Origin of the sequence: Sphingomonas liriopis, from assembly GCF_024211255.1 — a bacterium.
In the GTDB taxonomy this organism is placed as follows: domain Bacteria; phylum Pseudomonadota; class Alphaproteobacteria; order Sphingomonadales; family Sphingomonadaceae; genus Sphingomonas; species Sphingomonas liriopis.
Window position 1 is genome coordinate 15,556 of the sequence record NZ_JAMLDY010000024.1, and the last position, 25,426, is coordinate 40,981.

The window sequence follows — 25,426 nt, forward strand, 5'->3', positions numbered from 1 at the left end:
CCTGTCGAAGTACGATGAGACTCATGCCCGCCGTCCCAGGCGAATGGTGCTCAATCGACCGAAACGGGAATCCCCGACGTCGATTTCGCCGTCCGGATCGTCAGCGACGTCTTGACGCTCGCGACGTTCGGTGCCGGCGTCAGATGCGTGGTCAGGATTTCCTGAAAGCTCTTGAGGTCACCCGCGACGATCTTCAGGATGAAGTCGATCTCGCCGTTGAGCATGTGGCATTCGCGCACCTCGGGGATGTCGGCGACGTGCGCCTCGAACGCGGCGAGGTCGTGTTCGGCTTGGCTGCGCAGCGACACCATCGCGAACACGGTGATCGGAAAGCCGAGGCTGGCGGGATCGAGATCGGCGTGATAGCCGCGGATCACGCCCGCCTCCTCCAGCGCGCGGACGCGGCGCAGGCAGGGCGGGGCGGTCAGTCCGACGCGCTCGGCCAGCTCGACATTGGTCATCCGCCCGTCCTGCTGCAGGTGGGCGAGAATCTGACGATCGATCCGATCGAAGGACATTGCGCGTTACTCTCCGAAAACAGGCCGATCCTCGTCGGCGGCCTTCCCTAATCATAAGAAAATTGCGGCGCAACGCAATTGTCCCACTATGCGACGCATGAAGCGGGTCGTGAAAATCACCTGTTCCCCCGACGAGTCCGGCTCGTTAAGAAATCCTTGCGCGCCGCTGCCGATGGCGTCGCCCTGGGGAGTTTCAGTTGCGCTTCGACGATAGCCTCAAGACGGTGCTTTCCGCCGACATGGACAGCGGCTTCGGCGCGCAGTCGGCATGGCGACAGCTCGTCGACCTGATGGGGCGAGGCCGGATCGCGGCGGACGAGCCGTCGCTCGCCCGGCTGCGGCTGCTGCGCCAGGCGGTGCCGGTCGCGGTGCGTAGCGCCAGCGCCCGCGCGCTCGCTTTCGCCTCGCCGCCTGCGGCCTTGGTCGGCTTGTTCGCCGAGGACGAACTGGCGGTCGCCGCGCCGGTGATGCGCACGGTGCAGCTTGGCGACGACGAATGGGCGGCGCTGCTGCCGCGCTTGTCGCCGCAGGGCCGCGCGCTGCTGCGTCATCGCCGTGACCTGTCGGCGCCGGTGTGCCGCGCGCTGGCGGGCTTCGCGCCGACCGATTTCGTCCTCGATTACGACGTTCCCGTCGCCGCCAACGATCCCGCTGAAGATGCCGCGCCCGTCGCGCCGGCGCCCGTCGTCGAGTTGCTGCGACCTGCACCGCCGCCCGTACCCGCCACCCCGACCGGACCGCAGCCGGTCGCCGACGGCGGGTTCCAGATCGCCGACGTCGTCGCGCGGATCGACGCCTTCCAGCGACAGCGGCCCACGGCGTCGCCGTCGCTGCCGATCGCACCGCAGCCGGTCGCAGGGCCGGTCGCCAGCTTCCGCTTCGACACCGATGGCAATGGCGTGATCTGCGCGGTTGATGGCATTGCGCGGGGCGCGCTGATCGGCGCATCGCTCGCCTTCGGTGCGCCGCAGGGCGCGGTGCGCGTCGATGCGGTGATGAACGGCGCGCTGCGCCAGCGTCAGCGGTTCGCCGACGCACGGCTCGATATCGGCGGGCGATCGGAGGCGGCGGGCGCATGGCGCGTCGCCGGCACGCCGCAGTTCGATGCCGCGACCGGCCGCTTCACCGGCTATGCCGCGGTCGCGCGCCGTCCGCGCAGCGACGAGGAGGCGGGCAGGGCGCCCCATTCCGCGGGCTCGGCGGCATCGGATTCGCTGCGCCAGCTCGTCCACGAACTGCGCACCCCGACCAATGCGATCGCCGGTTTCGCCGAGCTGATCGAGGCGCAATTGCTGGGCCCCGTCTCGCCGGTCTATCGCGATCATGCGGTGACGATCCGCGACCAGGCGGCGAGCCTCCTCGCCGCGATCGAGGACCTCGACACCGCCGCGCGGATCGAAGGCAAGGCGCTCGAGCTGCGCCCGGGGCCCGTCGAGGTGCAACCGATGCTGGAGCGGATCGCACGCGATCTGGCGCCGCTTGCCGGACTGCGCGGCACCGCGCTCGACATCCATCCGATGGGCGACCACGCGGCGCTCGCCGACGATCGCGCGATGGAACGGCTGCTCTCGCGCCTGCTCGCCGCGCTGACCGCGGCGGCGGTGGCGGGCGAGCGGATCGACATCGCCGAAGCACCGGCGCCGGCGGGGCAGGTCGCGATCTGCTTCGCACGTCCGCAGGCGCTCGGCACCGGCGGCGAAGAGGCATTGCTCAGCATCGACGGCGATACGCCGGCGGGCGAGGGCGCGCCGCTGCTCGGCACCGGCTTCGCCCTGCGGCTTGCGCGCAACCTCGCGACGGAACTGGGCGGCGAGCTGATCTTCGGCGACCATCTCCTGACGCTGCGGCTGCCCGCGGCGCTGGACGAGGCGATGGGGCAGGCGACGCACTGACCGTGCCCCCGGACCTTCGCATGCCGTACCGGGTGCCCGCGCCGGCGCGCGACGCGCTGATCCGCTGGCCTGCGGCATTCGGCACGCGATTCCTCGTCTTCGTCGACGTGGAAGAGGAATTCGACTGGTCCGCCCCGCTCGATCCGCGCAACCGTTCCGTCACCGCGATGCGCGCGCTGCCCGCGGCGCACGCGCGGTTTGCCGACCATGGCGTCAGCCCGGCCTATATGGTCGACCACCCCGTCGCGAGCGATCCCGCCGCGGTCGATATCCTGCGCGGCGCGATCGCGGACGGCCGGTCGGCGATCGGGGCGCAACTGCACAGCTGGGTGACGCCACCATATGCGCCGCCGGCGCCGGGCGACAGCTATGCCGGCAATCTGCCGCCCGAACTGGAAGTGGCGAAGCTCGACGCGCTGACGACGTTGCTGACCGACGCGTTCGGCCGCCCGCCGCTCGCCTATCGCGCCGGCCGCTACGGCATCGGTCCCGCCACCACGGCATTGCTCGCCAGCCGCGGCTATCGGATCGAGACGTCGGTGCGCGCGCGCTACGACTACCGGCATGACGGCGGCCCGGATTTCACGGGGATCGGCAATGCGGCGTATCGCTGGGGGCCGTTGCTCGAACTGCCGCTGACCAGCGTGTTCACCGGCGCGCTCCGTCGTTCCGGGTCGCTTTTCTATCCGGCGCTGGGACGTATCCCGCACGCGCGCGGCGCCTTCGCCCGTGCCGGTCTGCTGCAGCGGATCGCGCTGACCCCCGAAGATATGCCGATCGACGATGCGATCGCCGCGGTGCGAATCGCGGTTCGGGAGCAGGGGCAGCGATTGCTGAGTTTCTCCTTTCACTCGCCGTCGCTCGAACCGGGGCATACGCCTTACGTGCGCGATGCCGCCGATCTGCGGCATTTCTGGAACTGGTGGTCGCGCATGTTCGCGACGCTGGTGCAGCTCGGCGTGACGCCAGTGACGCTGGATGAGGTGCTCGCCGTCGCCGATCGAAGGGTATGACGCCAAACGCCGGGCTTGGCCTGCGTGTTCTACCCGCCTATATCGGAATAGTCGGTCCGGTATGCCGTAGCGGCTTGAAATAGCGGAACCGATATCGGCTATTCGACGAAGAAAGCATCATCGTAAGGCGCCATGATTGACAGTCACACGATCGTAGCAATGCGGATACGGCGCGCAATAAAGTGATGCCGGCAATGGAACTAAACCAACAACGCGCTTGCAATCCGGAAAACTTCTGCCATTGAAAAGTCTCACTTTAGGAAAGGGGACCACCATGGTTGCCAAGTATCTGATGGCTGTTGCTGCAGCCGCTCTCGCCGTGGCTCCCGCTGCGGCCGCTCCGGCGAACCCCGCCGCGAGCCTGTCGGTTGCCAAGTCGGTTCGCACCGGTTCGCACTCGGCCAAGAAGAACGAGCTCGCCGGTGGCGGTCTCATCATCGCGATCGTCGCGGCGGCTGCGGTCGTTGCCGGCATCGTGATCGTTGCTGACGACAGCGACAGCAACTAAGAGTTTCGCATCGATCCGGCGGAGTTCCCAAGACGCTCGCCGGTCATTGCAGGACTTAGACAAGGGGGGCTTCGGCCCCCCTTGTTGATTCTGGCGGATGTCGATCTGTCGGATGAACAATGCTGGCGTCGCTGAGCGCCACGATCAAGGGATCGCCCTGGCGCATGCCTTCGGGGCTCCTGTGGATGCTTCCCGCCTCGCCGCCCGTTCGAAAAGGCGTCTGGCGGCCGGCTCCTGCGATCGAGACGGTAGAGGAGAAAGCTCCGCTGCGGCTCGGCCGATTCCAACAGGAGCCATCGACCATGACTCACATCACCAAAACCGCGGCTGCAACGCGGCCCGCCTGCGCCGATGATGCGGACCCACATCCTGCGCCGCGTGTCCTCACTGAACGACTTTCCGCTGGCCGAGCACGTCACCGGGACTGTCTGGCGCGTCGCTATCGTCGACACCGAGACGACCGGCACCGACGTCCTCCATGACGAGATCATCGACATCGCGGGTGGTCGTGATCGATGCGGACAAAGCCGGTGGGATCGTCGGCATCGCCAGCGCCGGTCAGGCGCTGCGCGATCCGGCGATGCCGATACCGGCGGCGATCATGCGCCTGACCCGCATCGGCGACGCGGACGTCGCCGGCAAGGCGATCGACCTGGACCGGCTCGCTTCGGGCGCGGCGGGAGGCAAGCTTCGCCAAGCGGGTCATCAAGGCGAGCACGATGTCGAAGTGTTCGCGCCGTGGCTGTCGGCGTAAGCGGCATGAGAAAGGCGAAGGAGGCGGGCTCTCGCCCGCACCTCAGTTAGAGTGGCCGGCGAGACCCGGCCCTTCCTCTCCGCCCGCCGCGCGCGCCAGTCGAGGCTCTTCACCTGATCGGCCAGCACCACGCTCGGCGGATCGTCGCTGTCGACCACCTCGAACGGATAGCCCTTGATCCGCGAGGTCATCAGGCAGCAGATTGTCATGCCCCGCGGCCCATTGTAGCGCGCCGGCGACAGCACCAGCGCCGGGCGGTGTCCTGCCTGCTCGTGCCCGGCCTGCGGATCGAAATGGAGCCAGACGATGTCGCCGGTGTCCGGGACATAGCCTGGCTTCACCATGCCTCTTGCCCAACCGGACGGCAGAAATCGATGTCGTCTGGAAAAGTCTCGAGGGTCATTTTCGCGAGCAGCGCGTCGAGATCATAGGACGGCGCGATGACCGGCTCGATCACGATCCGGCCCTCGTCCTCGCGCACATCGACCTCCTGATCGATCCGCAGCGCCGCCGCCGCCATCACCGACGCGGGGATGCGTACTGAAGCACTGTTGCCCCATCGCTTGATCTGGACACGCATCGCGCCCTCCTATGTATCGACATTCGTGATACATAGACGGGCTAAGACCAGAGACAATGTGCCGCCCAGTGACGTGACAGCCCCATCCGCTTCGCTTAGCGTTCGCAGATGGCCTCCGGCGACTGGACCGATCAGCGAAACGACGCGATCGTCGCCGACTATTTCGCGATGCTGGCCGATGACGAGGCGGGGCGTCCCTACAGCAAGGCCGAGCACAACCGGCGCTTGCAGAAGGCGATCGATCGTCCGCGCGGATCGATCGAATACAAGCACCAGAACATCAGCGCGGTCCTCAAGGGCCTCGGCGAGGACAGGATTCAAGCCCGCTTTCAACGTTCAGGGGTCGCTGGTCGACGCCGTCGCGCGGTGGCTGGCCGCTCATCCGGCCTGGCTGTCGCCGGATACCCGCCTTTCGCTATCCGGATCGGCCACGCCGTCGCGGGTTCGGGAAATGCCGACCCTGTGGATCGGCCCGCCGCCAACGGTCAGCAACGTGCCCCCGCCGGACGAACTCGAACAGATGCAGCATATCGCCCGGCGCTTCGACGTGGCCGAGCGCGATGCCCGCAACCGCGCACTCGGTCGCGCCGGCGAGGAGCGCATCGTTCTTCATGAACGATCGGCGCTGGCGGCCGCCGGGCGCGACGACCTCGCCAATCGTGTCCGCTGGGTGTCGGATCAGGACGGCGATGGCGCCGGCTACGACATAGCCAGCTACGAGATCGACGGTCGTCCCCGCCGCATCGAGGTGAAGACCACCAACGGCTGGGAGCGCACGCCCTTCCATATCAGTCGCAACGATACCGAGGCGATGATTGTGCCGGCTCGAAAATGGTCAGGAGCGTTATGAGCGAAATTCCTGTTACTGATAGCAGTTCGAGGCGGCCGTTAAAGCGGTGACGGTGTGGGATGAGGCTGAGCTCGCAAAACATGTGAAGAGGATTACGCCAATCTCTTTACGTTCAAACATGATAAGCGGCGCAGCCAGACGTGGCGAGATGCGCTGCTGATGCGCTGGACTGAAAGACGGAAGTAGGGCCTGACCATGAAAGAATCCGAATTCACGTCGTGGATGGAGGCGCAGGACTACTCCCGCAACACGATCAATACGCAGATGAGCAAGGTCCGAAAGCTCGACCGCATCTTCGGTGATCTCGATCAGCTGCATGCGGATGGAAGGCTTGACGAGCTGGAAGCCAGGCTGAAGGCTGGCGATAACCTGCCTGCAGATATCGGCAACGACGGCGAGCGGAGACACCTGCCCACAAGCCTGAGATATTATCGCCGTTTCCTCGAAGGTGGCAGCGTATCCACCCGCGATCGTGGCCATGCCGAGCTGGTGGCGCGCCTTACCGCAGCGGATATCGAGGCGACTATGGACGACTGCGATGCCGTCGGTATCGATGATTTCCTGCGCCGTCACGGATACATCCGGCCATCGAATTGGGTGATCCGTCCTTCGAACGGCCAGCGTTACCCGGCGAAAGCAATCGTGGGGATCGCTGTCGGCAAGCTCGCCGGCGCAACGCCCAAGACCGCGAGCGAGTTTTTCGGCGGCTTTGGCGAGAGCCAGTCCTATGCTCGGCTGAAAGCGCTCCGCTACACGATCGTCGGTCGCGACGACGCGGGTGTAAAGGTTTCGGGCGCGGGACTCGGGCTGACGACCCGGGACATCCTCGACGCCATCGACCGCTGCGATGCCGCCGGATCGGTCGAGGCGTTCATCGCCAACCATGACGGGCTGGGTCCACCCGCAAAATTCTGGCTGCTTCACCGCGGCAAGCGCTATCCCAGCAAGGCCATCGTCCGCGATGCCCTCGCGCATGCCGGCAGCGAAGCGCTGCCCGGCGGCGCGCAATGCAAGACCGCGCTCGATGCGCTTGGCTTCGTTGTCATCGACTGGCCGGCGTTCAAGGCGCTGCGCGACACTTTCCTCTCGCGCATGGCGGGTTTCGAGGACTTTCGTCGGCAGGATGGCAACTATTGGACGATCGAGCGGCGCTACAAGGATCAAACGATCGATAAGGTCCGGGCGCTTGCCGCGTCGGACGCTGATGACCGCACCGCCGGCGAGCAGATTTACCGCGCGCTCAGCGTCGATGTGCAGGGCCTGCCGCTTAGCTGGCGCACGCTCGACGAGGTGCAGAAGGCCGACGCGCCCCTGCGCGACCGCTTCTTCGAGATCGTCGGGCGGCTGGCGCGCAGCGACGACGATCCGCTCGCCACGATCGCCGTGGGCGCACGCGCGCTCGAACAGCTGAAAGCGGACGGCATCGTCGGCCTGCGTCGTGGCGAGGTGCTGGCGATCACGATCAGCGTCGTCGGCACCATGCATCCGGAGGCGGCGAGCTGGTTCAAGGTCAGCCGGATCGAGGCGATGGGGCAGCGCCTGTTCGGCCGCAAGCTGTTTGCCCACCAGCAGTTCGAGCCGACCGATCTCGACGAATATCTCCACTTGCTGAGGGCGCTGTTCGCGCTGTTCGGCGAGGAACTGGGCTGGAATCCGCTCGACCTGTTCGACGTGCAGGGCTTCGTGTGGGTGGCGCTGGAAGGAAAATGGGATGGCGACGAGACGCCGCTGCTGGCCGCGCCGCTCGATGAGGCGGAGGCAGATGTGGTGAAAGACGGTCCCTATTGGTTCGTCGGCGCGTCCTATGGCCGCCGCGACGATCAGGTCGAACGCTTCCTGGCTGAGGGCATCTGGGACATCGACAGCCCCAGCGACCGCAATCGCGAGCAGGTGCTGCGGATGCAGCCGGGCGAGCGGATCGCGATCAAGGCGACCTATGTCCGCAAGAACGGCCTGCCGTTCGACGGGCGCGGGCGATCGGTATCGGTCATGTCGATCAAGGCGATCGGCACGATCACGGCCAATGCCGGTGACGGCGAGCGCGTGTCGGTCGAGTGGCAGGTCGGGTATAGCCCGCGCGAATGGTATCACTACACCTATCAGCCGACGATCTGGGAGGTGTATCCGACCAACGAGATGGCGCAGCGGCTGATCCGCTTCGCCTTTATGGACGCGGCCCAGGATTACGACTGGTTCCTGCGCAACATGTCGCACTGGGGCGGCCTGCCCGCCGAGGAAGCGCCCGCGCCGGACCCCGTGAAGCGGTCGCCGCTCAATCTTATCCTCTATGGGCCACCGGGCACGGGCAAGACCTATCGCACAATGGCCGAGGCGGTGCGGTTGTGCCGTGGGCTAGCCGGGACCGACCCGTTGCTGACCGACGTCGAGCGTCGGCAGGAGCTGCGCCAGGTCTATGAGGAACTGAAGGGCCAAGGGCAGATCGGCTTCGTCACCTTCCACCAGAATTACGCTTACGAGGACTTCGTCGAGGGCCTGCGACCGCAGCCACTGGCGGACGGCGTCGGCTTCACGCTCAAGGCCAAGCCCGGCATCCTGCGGCAGATGGCCGAAGCGGCCGAGGCCAGCGCCGAGGAACATGTCCTCGTCATCGACGAGATCAACCGCGCCAATATCTCCAAGGTGTTCGGCGAGCTCATCACGCTGATCGAACCGGACAAGCGGCTCGGAATGGACGAGGGGATGCGGCTGACCTTGCCCTATAGCGAAGCGCGGTTCGGTGTCCCTGCGAACCTGCACATCATCGGCACGATGAACACCGCCGACCGCTCGATCGCGCTACTCGATACCGCGTTGCGCCGCCGGTTCGAGTTCCGGGAGCTTATGCCGGATGCCACTCTCCTCAAAACGGTCGATGGCATCGATCTCACCGTACTGCTTGCCACGATAAACGAGCGGATCGAGTATCTGTTCGACCGCGAGCATCAGATCGGCCACGCCTATTTCATCCGCTGTACGTCCCGCGCCGATGTAGACGAGGTGATGCGCCATAAGGTCATCCCGCTGCTAGCCGAATATTTCTACGAGGACTGGGCCAAGGTGGCGGCGGTGCTCGGCGATGGTGACGATGGCGAGAGTGACCGCGAGGGACGCTTCATCGACCGCCGCCGGCTCAAGGCGCCCAAGGGTCTGGGTGGGGATGAGGATGCCGCGCCGCGTTATCGTTGGCACGTGCGCGACACCTTCTCCTACGACGGTTTCGCCGCCGCGTGATCCGCCGCACGATCCTCGAATGGGAAACCATCCGCTACGGCGAGGCGGCGGATGAGATGCCAACTGCCGCGGCCGACCGGATCGCGGCGGTCGCCGCCGCGTCCCCGCTGGCGGGCCGGGGTGGTGGCGGCGTGATCGAGCATGGCCGCAAGGGTTTGCGGGCGCGCGGCGTCGTCGGTGTCATCGCTGCGCAGGGCTGCGCGCTGGAGATCCTGCCGAAGATCGACATTCCTGGCGTGGACGGTGCCGCGGCGACCGGCAGCATCCGTCGCCGTCTCGTTCATATGCTGGCTGTCGCGCTCGATCTGAAGATCGACGCCGGCCAGGTCACCGCGCTCGACTGGCAGCGCGAGACGCTGCTCGAGATCCTGATCCGCCTCTTCTCGGAAAAGCTGGTCGATGCGGTACGGCAAGGGATGCCGCGCCGCTATGTCGAGCATGCCGACGACTTGCCGACGCTGCGTGGGCGGCTGGATGTGACCCGCCAGTTCACCGCGTTGGCGGTCGAGCCGTCGCGGCTGGCGTGTCGCTTCGACGCGCTGACCCCGGATATGGCGCTCAACCGCATCATGAAGGCGGCCGTAACCCGGCTGTCGCGCATCGCCCGCACGACCGACAACCAGCGACGACTGCGCGAGCTGGCCTTCGCCTACGCCGATATCGCCGATGTGCCGGTCGCAGCGCTGCGGTGGGACGAGGTGACGCTTGATCGCACCAACGCCCGCTGGCGTGAACTGCTCAACCTGGCGCGGCTGCTGCTGGGCGAACGCTTCCAGACCACCTCTGCAGGCGGCAGCGACGGCTTCTCGCTATTGTTCGAGATGAACACGCTGTTCGAGGAATATGTCGCAAGGATGCTTCGACGAGCGTTGGCCGACACGGACCTGCGCGTCGTCAGCCAGGGTGGGCGGCTCTATTGCCTGGAAACCGAAGATCGACGGGGCCTGTTTCAGACCCGGCCCGACATTCTCATCAACCGCGGCGATGCCATCGTGCAGGTCATCGATACCAAGTGGAAGCGCATCGCCGCGCGGATCGACGATCCGAAACAGGGCGTATCGCAAGGCGATGTGTATCAGATGATGGCCTATGGTCGGTTGTACGGCGTCGAGAGACTGACGCTACTCTACCCGCATCATCCCGGATTGGGGGCTGCTGACGGTATCGTCGCTTCTCATCGGGTCAACGGCAGCGATTATCGACTGGAAACGGCTACGATCGATCTGACCGCGTCGGACGGTCTCGCGGCGCGCCTGCGTCAAATCCTGATTCGTGAAGATGCGGCTCAGCATCCCCGCATCCGCCTTCACCCCGTGCCCGGCCAGTAGCCGCTCGGCGACGGCCAGTAGCGTCAGGTCCGGCTCCGCCTCGATCAGTGCCGGAAGCCAACTCCTGCCGGGAGGGAGGTGATCTGGGACGTATCGAACGGCATCGTCGGAGTGATGCTGCCGGACAAGGAATGCACCGTGCATGTGACGGACGATAGCCGATTGTCGTCAACAGACCTCCGGGCCTAATGTACGGCCATGATCGCTTCTGCCGCCACCGACGCATTCATCACGCATTGGCGCGATACCGGCGGGTCGGAGCTGGCCAATACGCAGAGCTTCATCAACGGCCTGTGCGCGCTGATCGGGGTCGATCCGCCGCGCGGCAGTCGCACCGACGATGCGCATAACGACTATGTCTTCGAACGCCGCGTCTTTCAGGACAATGGCGACGGCAGCGCCAGTTTCGGGCGGATCGACGCCTACAAGCGTGGTGCCTTCGTCCTCGAAGCCAAACAGGGCAGCGACGCCGATCGCGCCGCAGCGACCCGCGGCGAGGACGATCTGGACCTGTTCGGGCAGACCGCCACCGCCCGCATGAAGCGCGGCACCGCCCGGCGCGGCACGCCGGGCTGGGCGAAGGCGATGGTGCAGGCGCGGGGCCAGGCCGAACGCTACGCCAAGGCTCTGCCCGTCGATCACGGCTGGCCACCGTTCCTGCTGGTCGTCGATGTCGGCTATTGCATCGAGGTCTACGCCGACTTCACCGGCACCGGCAAGGCATACGCCCAGTTCCCGGATCGGTCGCGCTATCGCATCATGCTCGACGACCTGCGCGACGACGACGTGCGCCGGCGGCTCGCCGCGATCTGGAACGATCCGCGCAGCCTCGATCCCTCGACCCATTCCGCGCGCGTCACCCGCGAGATCGCCGACCTGCTCGCCACCGTCTCGCGCCGGCTGGAAGCGCGTGGGGCGTCGGCGGAGGCGGTCAGCGGCTTCCTGATGCGCGTGCTGTTCACGATGTTCGCCGAGGATACCGGCGTGTTGCTGCCGAGAGACAGCTTCAAGATGCTCCTGCGCGGCCAGCTCGACCATTCCCAGCATCTTCATCACCAGCTATCGGCGTTGTGGGCGGCGATGGACCGGGGCGACTTCGCCCCGGCGCTCGGCCTGCCGGTGAAGCGGTTCAACGGCTATCTGTTCAAGGATACCGCCGCGCTACCGCTGGAGGTGGACGAGCTGAAGGCGCTGATCGCGGCTGCGGACAAGGACTGGACCGAGGTCGAGCCGGCGATCTTTGGCACCCTGCTGGAACGCGCGCTGGACGCGAAGGACCGCGCGAGGCTCGGCGCGCACTACACGCCGCGCGCCTATGTCGAGCGGCTGGTTGGACCGACGATCATCGAGCCGCTGCGCGCCGACTGGGCGGGCATCCGCGTCGCCGCGACCGAGCTGATCGACCAGGGCAAGGCCGATGAAGCGCGTCGCACCGTCGAGGCGTTCCACGGCAGGCTCGCCCGGACCCGTGTGCTCGACCCGGCGTGCGGCACCGGCAACTTCCTCTATGTCGCAATGGCCCGGATGAAGGAGCTCGAGGGCGAGGTGCTCGACCTGCTGGTCGAGTTGGGTGACGACCAGTATCTCGCCGAGCTGACCGGGCATACGATCACGCCCGAGAACTTCCTCGGCATCGAGATCAACCCGCGCGCCGCAGCGATCGCGCAGCTGGTGCTGTGGATCGGCTACCTCCAATGGCATTTCCGCGTGAACGGCCGCGACCGCGCGCCCGCCGAGCCGATCCTGCGCGACATCCGTACGATCGAGACCCGCGACGCGCTGATCGCTTGGGACGATCGGGTATTGGACCGGGATGCGCACGGCGCGCCGTTGTCGCGCTGGGACGGCGAGACGATGAAGCCGCATCCTGTCACCGGGCGCTCCGTGCCGGACGAAACCGCGCGGGTCGAGCAATATGCCTACGTCAATCCACGCGCGGCGGCTTGGCCGAGTGCGGACTTCATCGTCGGCAACCCGCCTTTCATCGGCGGCAAGGACGTGCGTGCAAGGCTGGGCGACGGCTATTTCGAGGCGCTGTTCCGCACCACCGACGTGCCGGAAAGCGCAGATTTCGTCATGCACTGGTGGAACAAGGCCGCATGGGCGGTGCGCAAGGGCGGCACGCGGCGGTTCGGCTTCGTCACCACCAATTCGATCACGCAGCTGTTCAGCCGCCGCGTAATCGCGAAGCATCTCGATGCCAAGGACGGCGTCGGCTTGCGTTTCGCGATCCCTAACCACCCGTGGATCGACGAGAAGGACGGCGCGGCGGTACGGATCGCGATGACGGTCGCCGCCGCCGGTCGAGTGGATGGTCAACTATTGAACGTTGCCGATGAAAAGGGTGCGCCGGATCGGATCGAGTTCCGGGTAGCGACGGGAAGGATCGGGAGTAATCTTCACGTTGGCGCTGATGTAACGAAGACCATCCCGTTGTTGGCCAATGCCAAACTATGCTCGCCCGGTGTCAAACTGCATGGAGATGGCTTTATCGTCACGCGTGCAAAGGCCGTCGAAATATCAACTAAACTGTTGATAAAAAATGATAGTTTAGCTATGATCACCCGATCACCCGATCACCCGATCACCCGATCACCCGATCACCCGATCACCCGATCACCCGATCACCCGATCACCCGGATTCGGCTCGGTCTTGCGACCGAGCCGACCGTCATTTTTCCCTACCGCAATGGCCGCGACCTCGCGGCGCGCCCGCGTGGCGTGATGGTGATCGACTTGTTCGGTTTATCGGAACGCGAGGTGCGTGACGGCTATCCGACAATCTACCAGCATCTCGTCGCCACGGTGAAGCCTCACCGCGATACGAACAATCGCGCCAGCTATCGCGACAACTGGTGGATATTCGGGGAAGCCCGCACCGACTTGCGCAAGTCCTTGGCCGGGCTAGATCGGTATATTGCGACGATCGAAACGGCGAAGCATCGCGTATTCCAGTTCTTGGACACCACGATCGTCCCGGACAACATGCTTGTCTGTATCGCCAGCAACGACGCCTTTGATCTCGGAATATTGTCGAGCCGGTTCCATGTATCATGGGCGACGGCAAGCGGCGGCCGTCTCGGGGTGGGCGACGATCCCCGCTACAGCAAATCGCGCTGCTTCGATCCATTCCCGTTCCCGGCAAACGTGTCCGAACCGCTTAAAGACCGCATCCGCCACGAAGCCGAAGCCCTCGACGCGCTGCGCAAGCAGGTGCTGGCCGCCCACGACGATCTTACGCTGACGAAGCTATACAATGTGCTGGAAACGTTGCGGTCGGCGGACCAGGGCGGCAACGGCCTGACGCAAGGGGAGCGCGACGTGCATGATCGCGGGTTGGTCACCCTCATCCGACAACATCACGATCAAATCGATTCTCTGGTGGCCGCCGCCTATGGATGGAGTTCGGACCATGAGGCGGGCCGTCTGACAGACGAAGAGATACTGGTGCGGCTGGTCGCACTCAATCGGGAACGCGCGACCGAGGAGGCGCGTGGTCTGATCCGCTATCTGCGTCCCGCGTTCCAGGATCCTGGATATCGCGCACCGACGGTCGGCACGCTCGATCTCGGCGACACGATGGCAATATCCCCTGACAACATCATTGCCTGGCCGACGACGTTGCACGAGCAGGTCGGTGCGGTTCGAACCGTCCTGGCAACGGCATCATCGCCGATGGCGGCTCACGACGTCGCTCGCAATTTCAGGGGAAAGCGAGCGGCTACTGTCCGTCCGGTACTGGATGCATTGGCAGGGTTGGGCATGGCTCGACGCCTCGGCGATGGACGCTACGCCGCATAGGACGCTCCCATGGCCGTTACTTCACCCGGTAAAGCTATGCACGGGACCCAGCAGAAACGTCCACGCCAACCGGCGCGCTGCAAGCGTGGTCGGCAGACCGCCTTGCTGTAGGGTCAGTAGCAGGGCGCCCGCACCTGTCCGGAGCAGGTCCAGCAGCTTACGCCGCGCACCGGCAGCGGCTAGACGTCGGCCTCCTGGTTGGGCAGGTCCAACCCTTCGGTCGCGGCGAGACAGGCATTCCGATATGCAGCCGCCGCGACGCGGCCCATCACATGCATGTTCTCGTCGGTCGGCTTGCCCCCGCCGCACGCACATGACCGGCGAGATGCTTCCAACCGATCGGCGGTTCCCAGCGATGCTTCGCCACGGTGACGAACACGGCGTCGGCGGCCTTCGGATCGAGTCCGCTGTCGGCAAGCTGCTGGCGTAGCGCCTCGTCGGGCTCGGGCAGTTCGGGCTGCGATGCCAGGAGCGTGAAGTAACAGGCATAGGTCCAATTACTGCCGTATGTCGTCGGGCGCGATCCGCCCCCTCAGGTCTTCGGCAATCGTCGTCTCCGCCGTCCGAATCTCCATCTCGAGATACCCGGCGCGGGCTCGGGTATCATGCGGGCTTTCCGGTGGTTTTCGCTTGACCGAACCGAAAGTGGTCGGGGAGACAGGATTCGAACCTGCGACCCCCTGGTCCCAAACCAGGTGCGCTACCAGCCTGCGCCACTCCCCGACATGCCCGGCGACCGCTTGAAGAGTAGCGGTGCGAGCGCGACTGCTCCTAGAGGCGTGTTGCGGTGCTGGCAAGCCGTACCGGCACCCGCGCGGGCTTTCGCGCGTGAAATGGTGGGCCCGGCAGGACTCGAACCCGCAACCTAGCCGTTATGAGCGGCCAGCTCTAACCGTTGAGCTACAGGCCCCACATTTCGCCCATCCGCCTAGCGCAAGCCCGTCGAAAGAAAAAGCGTACGCACGACGGTCGCCTCATAAAAAGAACGTCGACCATGGAAAAAGGGCGCCTCCCACAGGGGATGCGCCCTTTCTGATCGTGCAACCGCAGGATCGGCGCGTCGGGCGAACCCGACGCCGCGCGATTACAGGTTGTCGGCCTTCTCGTCGGCGGCGTCACGGACGTTGTCCGCGGCGGCGTTGATGTTGTCGGCCTTGTTCTCGAGGACGGCTTCGGCCGTCGCGTTCGAGGTGTTGTCGGCCAGCGCGTCGATATTGTCGGCCTGCGCCTCGAGGTTGTCCGCGAGCACGTCGGCGTTGTTCTCAACGGCGGCGGCTTCAGGCGACTTCGAGCAGGCAGCGACGGACATCAGGCCGGCGGCAGCGAGAACGAAAGCGATCTTCTTCATTCGAATGCTCCCAAGCAAAGCAAAATTCGCGGCCGGCCCGATCGCCGTCGCGAGACAGCCCAAATACCGCACGACTCCCCGTGGTCAATCACGAAATTCATGTGGGCGAAAGGTGTGAGGTTTCTGTGACACTTAACGGCGCGGGCTGACCGGCCCGATATCCTCCGGCGCATTGGCGACGACGGCCAGCATCGTCGTCCACGCCGCGACGTTCTGGCGCAGCTGTTCGGGGTCGATCCGGTCGAGCGTATCGTCGGGCGTGTGATGGGTGTCGAAATAGCGCGTGCCGTCCTGGTTGAGGTCGATCGCCGCCACGCCCAGCGCCATCGTCGGGCCGACGTCGGTGCCGTCGCCACCGATGCCCGATCCGCGGCTGATCCCGAGCGGCGCGAGCGCGCTCTGCAACCGGTCGGCAACGGGCTTCGCGCCGTCGGGCAGGTTGACCTCGAACCGCCAGACGCGGTCGGCGCCGAAATCGCTTTCGCCGGCCGTCGCGTGGCGCTCACCGCCATGGACGCGGGCGTATTCCTTGCCACCGTAGCCGCCCGGCTCCTCCGCGCCGAACCAGACGACGCGGATCGTGCGACGGGGGCGGGGGCCGTCGAGCAGTCGCTTGGCCGCCGCGGTGGTGATCGCGATGCCGCTCGCATCGTCGATTGCGCCGGTGCCGAGGTCCCAGCTGTCGAGATGCCCCCCGATCAGCACGATCCCCGCTTTGGGGTCGCTGCCGGGGACTTCGGCGATGACGTTGCCCGACGTGCCGGTGCCGGCGAAGCGCGGGGTCAGCACCAGCTTCAGCGTGATCGGCTTGCCGCGCTCCGCCATCCGCTCGATCAGCTCGCCATCGGGGACGGAGAGCGCGGCGGCGGGGATCGGCGTAACGCCCGCGGGCCAGTTGGTGCCGCCGGTATGCGGATTGCGGTGATGGTCGGTGCCGACGGACTTGATGACCACCGCCGCCGCGCCCAGCCGCGCCGCCAGCGCCGGGCCGACGAAACGGGCAGGGCCATAGGCGCCGTAGCTCGATCCGTCCTGCGTCGGTTTCATCGCATTGCCGATATAGACGATCTTGCCACGCACCGCCTCGGGCAAGGCATTGGCAAGCTCGCCATAGGTGCGGAACACCGCGACCGGCGCGGTCAGCCCGGCGTCCGGCGTCGCCCCCGAATTGCCGAGCGCGACGAGCTTCAGCTGCTGAGGGAAGGGCGCAACGACCTCGGCGGTTTCCGTACCCCGCAGCCAGACCGGCATCTGGTACGTCTCGACGTGCACGTTCTTGAAGCCCAGCGCCTTCAGCTTCGCTACCCCCCAGCTCCGCGCCCGCGCCTCCGCCTCGGTCGCGGCGAGCCGCTGTCCGACCTCCGTCGTCAACCCTTCGACGATGTCATAGGCGACGTCGTCCTTCAGCGCCGCATCGCGCAACGCCGCGACCTTGGGATCGACTGGCGCAGGCACCGGCGGCGCCGCGCGCTGGGCGAGCGTTGGCGCAGCAATCAGGGCGGAGGCGAGCAGGAATCTGCGATAAGTCATGATGCCCGGGATCCTTCGAAGGGGTTGATAGTGGGGTGGTCGATCGCCTGACACGCACGGCTTTGTCGACTGTCGGTGGTCAGCAACGGGATGCCGCTGCGTCGTGCGAGCGCGATGTGCAATGCGTCAGGCATGCGCAAGCCGAGATCGAAGCGCTCGACCAGGTCGATGGCTGCGGCGACATCCTGCGCGCCGCAGCGCAGGAACCGCCAGTCCTTGGCAAACCGCCCTGCCGCAGCGATCGTTTCGCGAGCCTCAACGTCCGTAACGACGTTGCGGCGGACCCGGATGGAAACCGCGGATATGAATTCTCCCCATCCGAAATCGCTGATATGGCAGGCGCTTCCGTCGGCGGCGAGCCAAGCCGCGATACGATCCCATCCATCGTCCCGCAGCACGATGTTGGTAAAGGCGCTCGCGTCGAAGTAGACGTTCAATGATCGTCCATCGCGCGAAGCTCTGCGATCGTTGGACCGTTGCCACAGATCGCGGTCGGCAGATTGGCATGCAGCAAACGCAGCGCTTCGCTGTCGAAAGCTCCAGGCGCGCGTACAGTCACCTGTATCTCCGCCACCACTTCGCCGTCGCGTGTTATCACGGCTTCATCGCCGCGCGCGGCGGCATCGATCAATGCGGCAAGGCGATGGTCGTCGCCGATTTCGTAGCGTTCCATCATGAATCTCCGGGCACAAGCTAGGCCGCCGGGGCCGCGTTGCCAATACGACTTGCCGTCGCTACATCCCGCGTCTGATTTCCGTCATATCCATCCCAGGAGCCGAGCCCCCGATGGCCGTCCAGTATACCTACGTCATGAAGGGTCTGACCAAGACCTTCCCCGGCGCCAACAAGCCCGTCCTCAACAACATCCACCTGCAGTTCATTCCGTCGGCGAAGATCGCGATCATCGGCCCCAATGGCGCCGGCAAGTCGACGCTGATGAAGATCATGGCGGGCATGGATCCCGACTTCACCGGCGAGGCGTGGGCGGCCGAAGGCGTGCGCGTCGGCTATCTGGCGCAGGAGCCGCAGCTCGATCCGACCAAGGACGTGATGGGCAACGTCAAGGACGGCGTCCGCCCCGTGGCGGACCTCGTCGATCGCTTCAACGCCATCTCGGCGGAGATGGGCGATCCCAAGGACGACACCGACTTCGACGCGCTGATGGAGGAGATGGGCGATCTGCAGGGCAAGATCGACGCGGTCGACGGCTGGACGCTCGACAACCAGCTCGAGGTCGCGATGGAGGCGCTGCGCTGCCCGCCGGGCGACGCCGACGTGTCGAAGCTGTCGGGCGGCGAGAAGCGCCGCGTCGCTTTGTGCAAGCTGCTGCTCGAAAAGCCCGACATCCTGCTGCTCGACGAACCGACCAACCACCTCGACGCCGAAAGCGTGTCGTGGCTGGAAAATTACCTGAAGGAATATACCGGCAACGTCATCCTCGTGACGCACGACCGTTACTTCCTCGACAACGTCGTCAACTGGGTGCTCGAGCTCGATCGTGGTCGTTACTACACGTATGAGTCGAACTATTCTGGCTATCTTGAGAAAAAGGCGAAGCGCCTTGAGCAGGAGGAGCGCGAGGAAGCGGGTAAGCAGAAGGCGATCGCCGACGAACTCGCCTGGATGCGCCAGACCCCCAAGGCACGCCAGACCAAGTCCAAGGCGCGTATCCGCGCGTTCGACGAGCTGATGGCGAAGCAGGAGAATCGCGTCGCCGGCAAGGCGCAGATCCTCATCCAGCTGCCAGAACGGCTCGGCGGCAAGGTGATCGAGGCCAAGGGCCTGACCAAGGCGTACGGCGACAAGCTGCTGTTCGACGGCCTCGACTTCACGCTGCCGCCGGGCGGTATCGTCGGCGTCATCGGGCCGAACGGCGCGGGCAAGTCGACGCTGTTCAAGCTCATCACCGGACAGGAGCAGCCCGACAGCGGCACGATCGAGGTCGGGTCGACGGTGCGCCTCGGCTATGTCGACCAGAGCCGCGACGACCTCGATCCCAACAAGAACGTCTGGCAGGAAATCTCCGACGAGCTCGAGGTCTTCCGCTTCGGCAAGCAGGAACTCGGCACGCGCGCCTATGTCGGCGCGTTCAACTTCCGCGGGCCCGACCAGCAGAAGAAGGTCGGCCAGCTGTCGGGCGGCGAACGTAACCGCGTCCACATGGCCAAGATGCTGAAGGAGGGCGGCAACGTCCTGCTGCTCGACGAACCGACCAACGATCTCGACGTAGAGACGCTGCGCGCGCTCGAAGAGGCGCTGGAGACGTTCGCGGGCTGCGCCGTGGTCATCAGCCACGATCGCTTCTTCCTCGATCGCCTCTGCACGCACATCCTGGCGTTCGAGGGCGACAGCCATGTCGAATGGTTCGAGGGCAATTACGAAAGCTACGAGGAGGACAAGCGCCGGCGCATGGGCGACGCCGCGGATCGTCCGACGCGGCTCGCCTACAAGAAGCTGACGCGATAGGCGTTCAACGCCGTTCGCCTTGAGCCTGTCGAAGCGCGGGGAGACTCATCGCCCTTCGACAATGAGCAGGTAAAACGTCCCCCGGACGTTTCAGTCGAGGCCCGGGGGGCCTCGACGACCTGCTCATCAGGGTGAACGGTGGGTGAGGTGGCCCGCCAGCACCACTCTAACGAACGCGGCGGACGTAGGACTGGCCGCCTTCGCGGCGCTCCAGCCGGAAGTTGCCGACCGATTCGATCAGGTCGGACAGGCGCTTGTAGCCGTAGTTGCGCACGTCGAAGCTGGAGCGGTTCGCCGCCAGCTGTCCCATCGCCGACAGGTTCACATAGCCCTTCTCATCGCGCTTCGATGCATCATAGGCATCGATCAGCAGCTTCAGAAGCTCCTCGTCCACCGGCAATTTAGGACGGCTGGCGCTGATCGAGGGGGGCAGGCTTTCCGCGATCGGCACGTCGACCGCCACTGTCGGTGCTGTCTTCGCGGCCGCAGGGGGCGCTGCGGGTGCCGCCGTCGTGGAGGGGGCCGTCCGTGCCGCCGCGACGGCAGGCTCGGGCTCCTCGACCGGCGCGGAAATCGCGTTGACGTCGATGAACCGCGTGCAGGCGCGGCGGAACCCCTCGGGCGCGCGGCTGGTGCCGAAGCCGTAGACGGGGATGCCTTCCTGCCGGATGCGCATCGCCAGTGGCATGAAGTCCGAATCGGACGACATGATCCCGAACGCCTCGACCTTGCCGCGGAACAGCAGGTCCATCGCGTCGATCGTCATCTTCATGTCGGTGGCGTTCTTGCCCTTGGTCAGGTCGAACTGCTGCTGCGGCTCGATGCCGTGCCGGACGGTCATGTCGCCCCAGCTCTTCAGCCCCGGCTTGGTCCAGTTGCCATAGACGCGGCGGATGTTGACGGTGCCGAGCTCGGCGAGGACGGTCAGCACCGGGTCGAGCGTCGCGGCGGAGGCGTTGTCGGCGTCGATCAGCAGCGCGACGTTGCGGGTGGGGGTAATATCCATGCGCGCGACTGTCGTCCGCCGCCGCCGCCGATGCAACGGCTATCAGGCGCGGTTCGCGGTGTCCGTCGGGTAGGTGATGGCGATCACTTCATATTCCTTCTCGCCCGCCGGCAGCACGACGCGGCGCAGGTCGCCCGCTGCGGCACCGCGCAGCGCGCGGGCGATCGGCGCGTTCCAGCCGATCCGGCCGGCGCCGGCATCCGTCTCGTCGTCGCCGACCAGCGTCAGCACGCGCTGGTGGTCGTCCTCGTCGGCGATCGTCACCGTCGCGCCGAACCAGATCCGGTGCCGGTCCTCGGTGCGGGAGGGATCGACGACCTTCGCCGCCTTCATCCGCTTCGCCAGCCAGCCGAGCCGCCGGTCGATCTCGCGCAGCCGCTTGCGGCCGTAGATATAGTCGCCATTCTCCGACCGGTCGCCGTTCCCCGCCGCCCAGGCGATCGTCTCGACCAGCGCGGGGCGCTCGGTCGCGAACAACCGGTCGTATTCGGCGCGCAGCACCGCATAGCCCGCCGGCGTGATATAGTTCGGCCGTTGCTCCATCGTCGTCAGCCCGGCCGGTTCTTGCCGAGATACCAGCTGAGGTTGGCCGGGCCGCGGCTTTTGGCGCGCGCCGGGTTGATGAGGTCGTAGACGACGGCGTTCTCGAGCACGCGCTGCACGTAGTTGCGCGTTTCCTGATACGGGATCGCCTCGACCCAATCGACCATGTCGATGGTGCCGGTGCGCGGATCGCCGTTGGCGCGCAGCCATTTGTTCACGTTGCCGCCGCCGGCATTATAGGCTGCGATAGCAAGCGGATAGCTGCCATAGTTCGCATAGACGCGCTGGAAATAGCTCGACCCCAGCATGATCGAGATATTGGGATCGCTCGTCAGTGACGCGGGGTTGTAGGCGAGGCCGATCTTGCCCGACTGTTCGCGCGCGGTGGCGGGCATCAGCTGCATCAGCCCGCGTGCGCCGGCATGGCTGACCGCGGTCTTGTCGAACTGGCTTTCCTGCCGCGCGATCGCGTGGATCAGCGTCCAATTGTCCTCGTATCCGGCCGGCACCGACACCGTCGGGAAGCCGGTGGCGGAATAGTCGCTGAGCCCGTTCTGCATCGCGCTGCGCCCGACCATCACGCCGAGGTCGGGGCGGCCGATCTGCCCGGCGAGTTCGGCGGCGAGCAGATGGTCGGTGCTGGTCGTCGCCTGCGCCGCGATCTGGCGGACGAAGGCGGTCTGGTCCTGCCACTGACCGATCATGCCGAGAAAACGCGCGGCGCGCACCGTCTCGCGATTGGCGAACGCCTGTCGCACCGCGGGCGCGATCGTCGGCGTGCCGATCGCCGGCGGCGCGACCAGCGCGCGGCCGGTGCGTTCGAGCGCGAGCTGGCCGTAGAACTGGTCGCGATAGCCCGCGGCCTGCCCGAAATAGCCCGCCGCCTCGGCCGTCTTGCCCGCCGCCTCCGCCGCGCGGCCCGCCCAGTAAAAGCCCTTCGCGCGCGTCTGCGGCGCCTGGCTGCCGCGGCCGTAGCGGTCGAACATCACCATCGCATCGCCCGGCCGGCCGAGCTGCTTCATCGCGACCTGCCCGGCGAGCCAGACGAGGCTCGTATAATCGTCGCGCTCGCCATAGGGCTTGACTGACACGTCGGTGCCGGCGGGATAGGCATCGTCGACTTGCCGCGCGATGTCGTAGGCGAGCTGATACTGGCCGTCCGCCTGCGCAGCCCGCGCATTGGTCAGCAGCACCTCATACCATTTCTCGACATTGCCCGGCCGCCCGGCGAGGCTGCGCGGGCGCGCCAGCCAGCTGCGCGCGCTGGGCGATGCGCCGGAATTGCGCAGCCAGCTCGCGCGATCGGCGATATAGCCGGGGTCGGTCGCGTACAGGTCCTGCGTGCGCATCGCGAGATCGGCGGCATTCGCGGCGTTGCTGCGGAAGGCGAGCCGCGCGTCGAACACCGGCCGCCGCGCGGGGCTGGTCAAGGCGATCTGCCGCGCCGCCACACCGGTGGCGTTCTGCCACAGCAGCGCATCCATCCGCGCGTCATGGTCGTCGGGGGTAAGCGCCCCCGCGAACCCCGCCAGCACGCTCGCCTCATCGGTGGCGGACAGCCCGCCCTTGCGCCACGCCGCGCGTGCCGCCGCCTGCGCCTCGGCACCGCGGCCCAGCGCCTGCAGCGCACGCGCCTGCGCGACGAGGCCCGCCCCGCTTTGCGGCGGGAAGCGCGCGAAGAAGGCGGCAGCACTCGCCGGTGCCGCGGTCGCCGCCTGTTTCTCCGCCGCGCGCCGGTTCGCCGCTTCGCCCGGCCAGCCGGGATGCGCCGTCAGGAAGCCCGCATACATGTCGAACGGCAGCGCGTCGGTCTGCTGGATCGCCTTCCACTGTGCGATCGCGGCGGCGATGGCGCCGTCTGCGGGGGATTGTGGCGCCTGCGGCGACATGTTCGCCATCTGCGTACGATAGCGGTCGAGCTGGTCCGGCGTGCTGGCGGCGGGTGGGTTGGGGGCCTGGATCTGTTGCGCGAGGGGAGCGGCGCTCACCCCGGCGAGGGTGGCGACGAGCAGTCCGATCGGTAGCGTGGCTGGGTGCATGTGGACATCATACGGCGTCCGCCCGTATCTGTCCTGAACGAAACGCTGCATCGGGCGCAGCAGGAGCGCAGATTATCCCATGTTTTCAGGTTCCATTCCCGCCCTCGTCACGCCCTTCACCGACGACGGCCGGTTCGACGAAGCGAGCTATCGCGCGCTGATCGACTGGCAGATCGCCGAAGGATCGTCGGCGCTGGTCCCCTGCGGTACGACGGGGGAAGCGGCGACGCTGACCGCGGACGAACATTTCGCGATCGTCGGCGTCTGCGTCGATCAGGCGGCGGGTCGCGTGCCGGTGATCGCCGGCGCGGGATCGAACGACACCGCCGTCGCTGCCGCGAACATCACGCGCGCGAAGCAGGCCGGTGCCGATGCCGCGCTGATGGTCCCGCCCTATTACAACCGGCCGAGCCAGGAGGGCATCTACCAGCATTTCGCGAAGCTCGCCGAGACGGCCGAGCTGCCGATCGTCCTCTACAACGTCCCCGGCCGCACGGTCACCGATATCCTGCCTGCGACGATGGCGCGGATCGTCACGGCGTTTCCGGAGATCTTCGTCGCGGTGAAGGATGCCAGCGGCGCGATCGCCCGCGTCTCGGCGCATCGTGCCGGCTGTGGCGCGGATTTCGTCCAGCTGTCGGGCAACGACGACATGGCGCTCGCCTTCAACGCGATGGGGGGCAGGGGCTGCATCAGCGTCTCGGCCAACGTCGCGCCGCGGCTGTGTGCGGAATTCCAGGCGGCGTGCCAGGCGGGCAATTACGCCGCCGCGCTGGCGTTGCAGGACCGCCTCTATCCGCTCCACGACGCGCTGTTCACCGATGCCTCGCCCGGCCCGGTCAAATATGCGATGACGCGCGTGCGGCCGGGTTTCCCGAAAGGGTTGCGCCTGCCGATGACCTGGCCGTCGGAGGCGTCGCGTGCCGCGGTGGATGCGGCGCTGGATCACGCAGGGCTGGTGTGATCCCCGATCCCGGGCTGGCCCGAGTCTCAGCTGTGCTTCGACAGGCTCAGCACGAACGGCTAGTTAGGGTTGGTCGGTTGTGGAAACACGTTGCGCCACTCCCACCGTTCGCCCTGAGCCCGTCGAAGGGCAGTTGAGTCTCTTCGCGCAATGACACGCGCAAGACGGCCAGCTCCATCCCCGACCCGAAACCTCACCGCCCCTGTCGCTTCGCCATGAACGCCAGCCGTTCGAACAGCATGATATCCTGTTCGTTCTTGAGCAGCGCGCCATGCAGCGGCGGGATCGCCTTGGTCGGATCGCGGTTCTGCAGGACGTCGAGCGGCATGTCCTCGTGCAGCAGCAGCTTCAGCCAGTCGAGCAATTCGCTGGTGGAGGGCTTCTTCTTGAGCCCCGGCACCTCGCGGACGTCGTAGAAGATGTCCATCGCCTTGCTGACCAGGATCTTCTGGATTCCGGGGAAGTGGACGTCGATGATCGCCTGCATCGTGTCACGATCGGGAAACTTGATGTAGTGGAAGAAACAGCGGCGGAGGAAGGCGTCGGGCAACTCCTTTTCGTTGTTGCTGGTGATGACCACGATCGGCCGTTCGACCGCGCGCACCGTCTCCTTCGTCTCGTAGACGTGGAATTCCATGCGATCGAGTTCCTGCAACAGATCGTTGGGAAACTCGATATCCGCCTTGTCGATCTCGTCGATCAGCAGGACGGGGGGCGTCGGCCGGGTGAACGCCTCCCACAATTTGCCGCGACGGATATAATTGGCGATGTCGTGGACGCGCTCGTCGCCCAGCTGCCCGTCGCGCAGCCGGGCGACCGCGTCATATTCGTACAGGCCCTGTTGCGCCTTGGTCGTCGACTTGACGTTCCATTCGATCAGCTCGGAGCCCGTCGCCTTGGCGATCTCATAGGCGAGCACGGTCTTGCCGGTGCCGGGTTCGCCCTTGACCAGCAAGGGCCGGCGCAGCGTCACCGCGGCGTTGACCGCGACCTTCAGGTCGTCGGTCGCGACATAGCTTTGCGTGCCCTCGAAACGTTTCATCGCCGGTCCCGAT

Annotated in this window: 22 protein-coding genes and 2 tRNA genes; 10 read left to right on the top strand and 14 right to left on the bottom strand. The window is 66.2% G+C overall.

The annotated features are described in order from the left end of the window. Nucleotides 1–50 precede the first annotated feature (50 nt). The gene (locus tag M9979_RS15770) at nt 51–518 is read right to left on the bottom strand and encodes an Lrp/AsnC family transcriptional regulator (RefSeq protein WP_254290315.1); all 468 of its coding nucleotides are present in this window, start codon (nt 516–518) and stop codon (nt 51–53) included. A 197-nt stretch (nt 519–715) separates the two neighbouring features. On the opposite strand from M9979_RS15770, the gene M9979_RS15775 reads away from it, so the two are divergent. From M9979_RS15775 to M9979_RS15790, 4 genes are all read left to right on the top strand, one after another. After that, a complete protein-coding gene (locus tag M9979_RS15775) occupies nt 716–2,410 on the top strand; it encodes a sensor histidine kinase (RefSeq protein WP_340689076.1) in 1,695 nt (564 codons plus the stop codon). A gap of 20 nt (nt 2,411–2,430) precedes the next feature. Beyond that, nucleotides 2,431–3,423 carry a polysaccharide deacetylase family protein gene (locus tag M9979_RS15780; RefSeq protein WP_254290316.1) on the top strand — a complete coding sequence of 331 codons (993 nt, stop codon included), beginning with the start codon at nt 2,431–2,433 and terminating at the stop codon, nt 3,421–3,423. 274 nt (nt 3,424–3,697) lie between these two features. Then, nucleotides 3,698–3,931: a hypothetical protein gene (locus M9979_RS15785; RefSeq protein ID WP_254290317.1), complete on the top strand. Its 234-nt coding sequence runs from the start codon at nt 3,698–3,700 to the stop codon at nt 3,929–3,931. 508 nt (nt 3,932–4,439) lie between these two features. Then, nucleotides 4,440–4,685: a hypothetical protein gene (locus tag M9979_RS15790; RefSeq protein WP_254290318.1), complete on the top strand. Its 246-nt coding sequence runs from the start codon at nt 4,440–4,442 to the stop codon at nt 4,683–4,685. Here the strand turns inward: M9979_RS15790 and mazF are convergent. Further along, the gene (gene mazF / locus M9979_RS15795) at nt 4,637–5,029 is read right to left on the bottom strand and encodes an endoribonuclease MazF (protein ID WP_254290319.1); all 393 of its coding nucleotides are present in this window, start codon (nt 5,027–5,029) and stop codon (nt 4,637–4,639) included. The genes M9979_RS15790 and mazF overlap by 49 nt on opposite strands. Then, complete coding sequence (locus M9979_RS15800; RefSeq protein WP_254290320.1) at nt 5,023–5,265, bottom strand: AbrB/MazE/SpoVT family DNA-binding domain-containing protein; 243 nt, start codon at nt 5,263–5,265, stop codon at nt 5,023–5,025. The genes mazF and M9979_RS15800 overlap by 7 nt, the downstream gene beginning before the upstream one ends. Nucleotides 5,266–5,716: 451 nt before the next feature. Between M9979_RS15800 and M9979_RS15805 the strand changes: the two genes are divergently transcribed. Beyond that, a complete protein-coding gene (locus M9979_RS15805) occupies nt 5,717–6,115 on the top strand; it encodes a protein NO VEIN domain-containing protein (protein ID WP_254290321.1) in 399 nt (132 codons plus the stop codon). A 12-nt stretch (nt 6,116–6,127) separates the two neighbouring features. On the opposite strand, the gene M9979_RS15810 is transcribed toward M9979_RS15805, so the two are convergent. Beyond that, nucleotides 6,128–6,688: a hypothetical protein gene (locus M9979_RS15810; RefSeq protein WP_254290322.1), complete on the bottom strand. Its 561-nt coding sequence runs from the start codon at nt 6,686–6,688 to the stop codon at nt 6,128–6,130. Between M9979_RS15810 and M9979_RS17380 the strand changes: the two genes are divergently transcribed. The 3 genes from M9979_RS17380 (at nt 6,641) to M9979_RS15825 (ending at nt 14,475) form a co-directional block, all read left to right on the top strand. Beyond that, a complete protein-coding gene (locus tag M9979_RS17380; RefSeq protein ID WP_479725613.1) occupies nt 6,641–9,346 on the top strand; it encodes an McrB family protein in 2,706 nt (901 codons plus the stop codon). The genes M9979_RS15810 and M9979_RS17380 overlap by 48 nt on opposite strands. Further along, on the top strand, nt 9,343–10,674 hold the full coding sequence (locus M9979_RS15820) for an McrC family protein (protein ID WP_254290324.1): 1,332 nt from the start codon (nt 9,343–9,345) through the stop codon (nt 10,672–10,674). Before M9979_RS17380 ends, M9979_RS15820 begins: the two co-directional genes overlap by 4 nt. Nucleotides 10,675–10,872: 198 nt before the next feature. Further along, a complete protein-coding gene (locus M9979_RS15825; protein ID WP_340689077.1) occupies nt 10,873–14,475 on the top strand; it encodes a class I SAM-dependent DNA methyltransferase in 3,603 nt (1,200 codons plus the stop codon). Between the two features lie 646 nt (nt 14,476–15,121). On the opposite strand, the gene M9979_RS15830 is transcribed toward M9979_RS15825, so the two are convergent. From M9979_RS15830 to M9979_RS15855, 6 genes are all read right to left on the bottom strand, one after another. Next, nucleotides 15,122–15,198, bottom strand: a tRNA-Pro gene (locus M9979_RS15830). Between the two features lie 111 nt (nt 15,199–15,309). After that, nucleotides 15,310–15,385: transfer RNA gene (locus tag M9979_RS15835), tRNA-Ile, on the bottom strand. Nucleotides 15,386–15,559: 174 nt separating this feature from the next. Further along, nucleotides 15,560–15,823: a hypothetical protein gene (locus M9979_RS15840; protein WP_254290326.1), complete on the bottom strand. Its 264-nt coding sequence runs from the start codon at nt 15,821–15,823 to the stop codon at nt 15,560–15,562. A gap of 132 nt (nt 15,824–15,955) precedes the next feature. Next, nucleotides 15,956–17,353: a M28 family peptidase gene (locus M9979_RS15845; RefSeq protein WP_254290327.1), complete on the bottom strand. Its 1,398-nt coding sequence runs from the start codon at nt 17,351–17,353 to the stop codon at nt 15,956–15,958. Further along, nucleotides 17,350–17,790, bottom strand: a complete 441-nt coding sequence (locus M9979_RS15850; RefSeq protein ID WP_254290328.1) for a type II toxin-antitoxin system VapC family toxin — start codon at nt 17,788–17,790, stop codon at nt 17,350–17,352. The genes M9979_RS15845 and M9979_RS15850 overlap by 4 nt, the downstream gene beginning before the upstream one ends. Next, nucleotides 17,787–18,029, bottom strand: a complete 243-nt coding sequence (locus M9979_RS15855) for a hypothetical protein (RefSeq protein ID WP_254290329.1) — start codon at nt 18,027–18,029, stop codon at nt 17,787–17,789. The genes M9979_RS15850 and M9979_RS15855 overlap by 4 nt, the downstream gene beginning before the upstream one ends. Nucleotides 18,030–18,139: 110 nt before the next feature. Between M9979_RS15855 and ettA the strand changes: the two genes are divergently transcribed. Next, complete coding sequence (gene ettA / locus M9979_RS15860) at nt 18,140–19,819, top strand: energy-dependent translational throttle protein EttA (RefSeq protein WP_254290330.1); 1,680 nt, start codon at nt 18,140–18,142, stop codon at nt 19,817–19,819. Between the two features lie 166 nt (nt 19,820–19,985). Here the strand turns inward: ettA and M9979_RS15865 are convergent, their stop codons facing one another. Genes M9979_RS15865 through M9979_RS15875 form a run of 3 tightly spaced genes read right to left on the bottom strand, consistent with a single transcriptional unit; the run spans nt 19,986 to nt 23,407 of the window. After that, nucleotides 19,986–20,825, bottom strand: coding sequence for an NYN domain-containing protein (locus M9979_RS15865; protein ID WP_254290331.1), 840 nt, complete (start codon nt 20,823–20,825; stop codon nt 19,986–19,988). A 42-nt stretch (nt 20,826–20,867) separates the two neighbouring features. After that, complete coding sequence (greB, locus tag M9979_RS15870) at nt 20,868–21,368, bottom strand: transcription elongation factor GreB (RefSeq protein ID WP_254290332.1); 501 nt, start codon at nt 21,366–21,368, stop codon at nt 20,868–20,870. A gap of 5 nt (nt 21,369–21,373) precedes the next feature. After that, on the bottom strand, nt 21,374–23,407 hold the full coding sequence (locus M9979_RS15875) for a lytic transglycosylase domain-containing protein (protein WP_254290333.1): 2,034 nt from the start codon (nt 23,405–23,407) through the stop codon (nt 21,374–21,376). A gap of 79 nt (nt 23,408–23,486) precedes the next feature. Here M9979_RS15875 and dapA point away from each other — a divergent pair, with 79 nt between their 5' ends. After that, complete coding sequence (gene dapA / locus M9979_RS15880) at nt 23,487–24,371, top strand: 4-hydroxy-tetrahydrodipicolinate synthase (RefSeq protein ID WP_254290334.1); 885 nt, start codon at nt 23,487–23,489, stop codon at nt 24,369–24,371. A gap of 193 nt (nt 24,372–24,564) precedes the next feature. On the opposite strand, the gene M9979_RS15885 is transcribed toward dapA, so the two are convergent. Then, nucleotides 24,565–25,413, bottom strand: coding sequence for an AAA family ATPase (locus M9979_RS15885; protein ID WP_254290335.1), 849 nt, complete (start codon nt 25,411–25,413; stop codon nt 24,565–24,567). Nucleotides 25,414–25,426 lie beyond the last annotated feature (13 nt).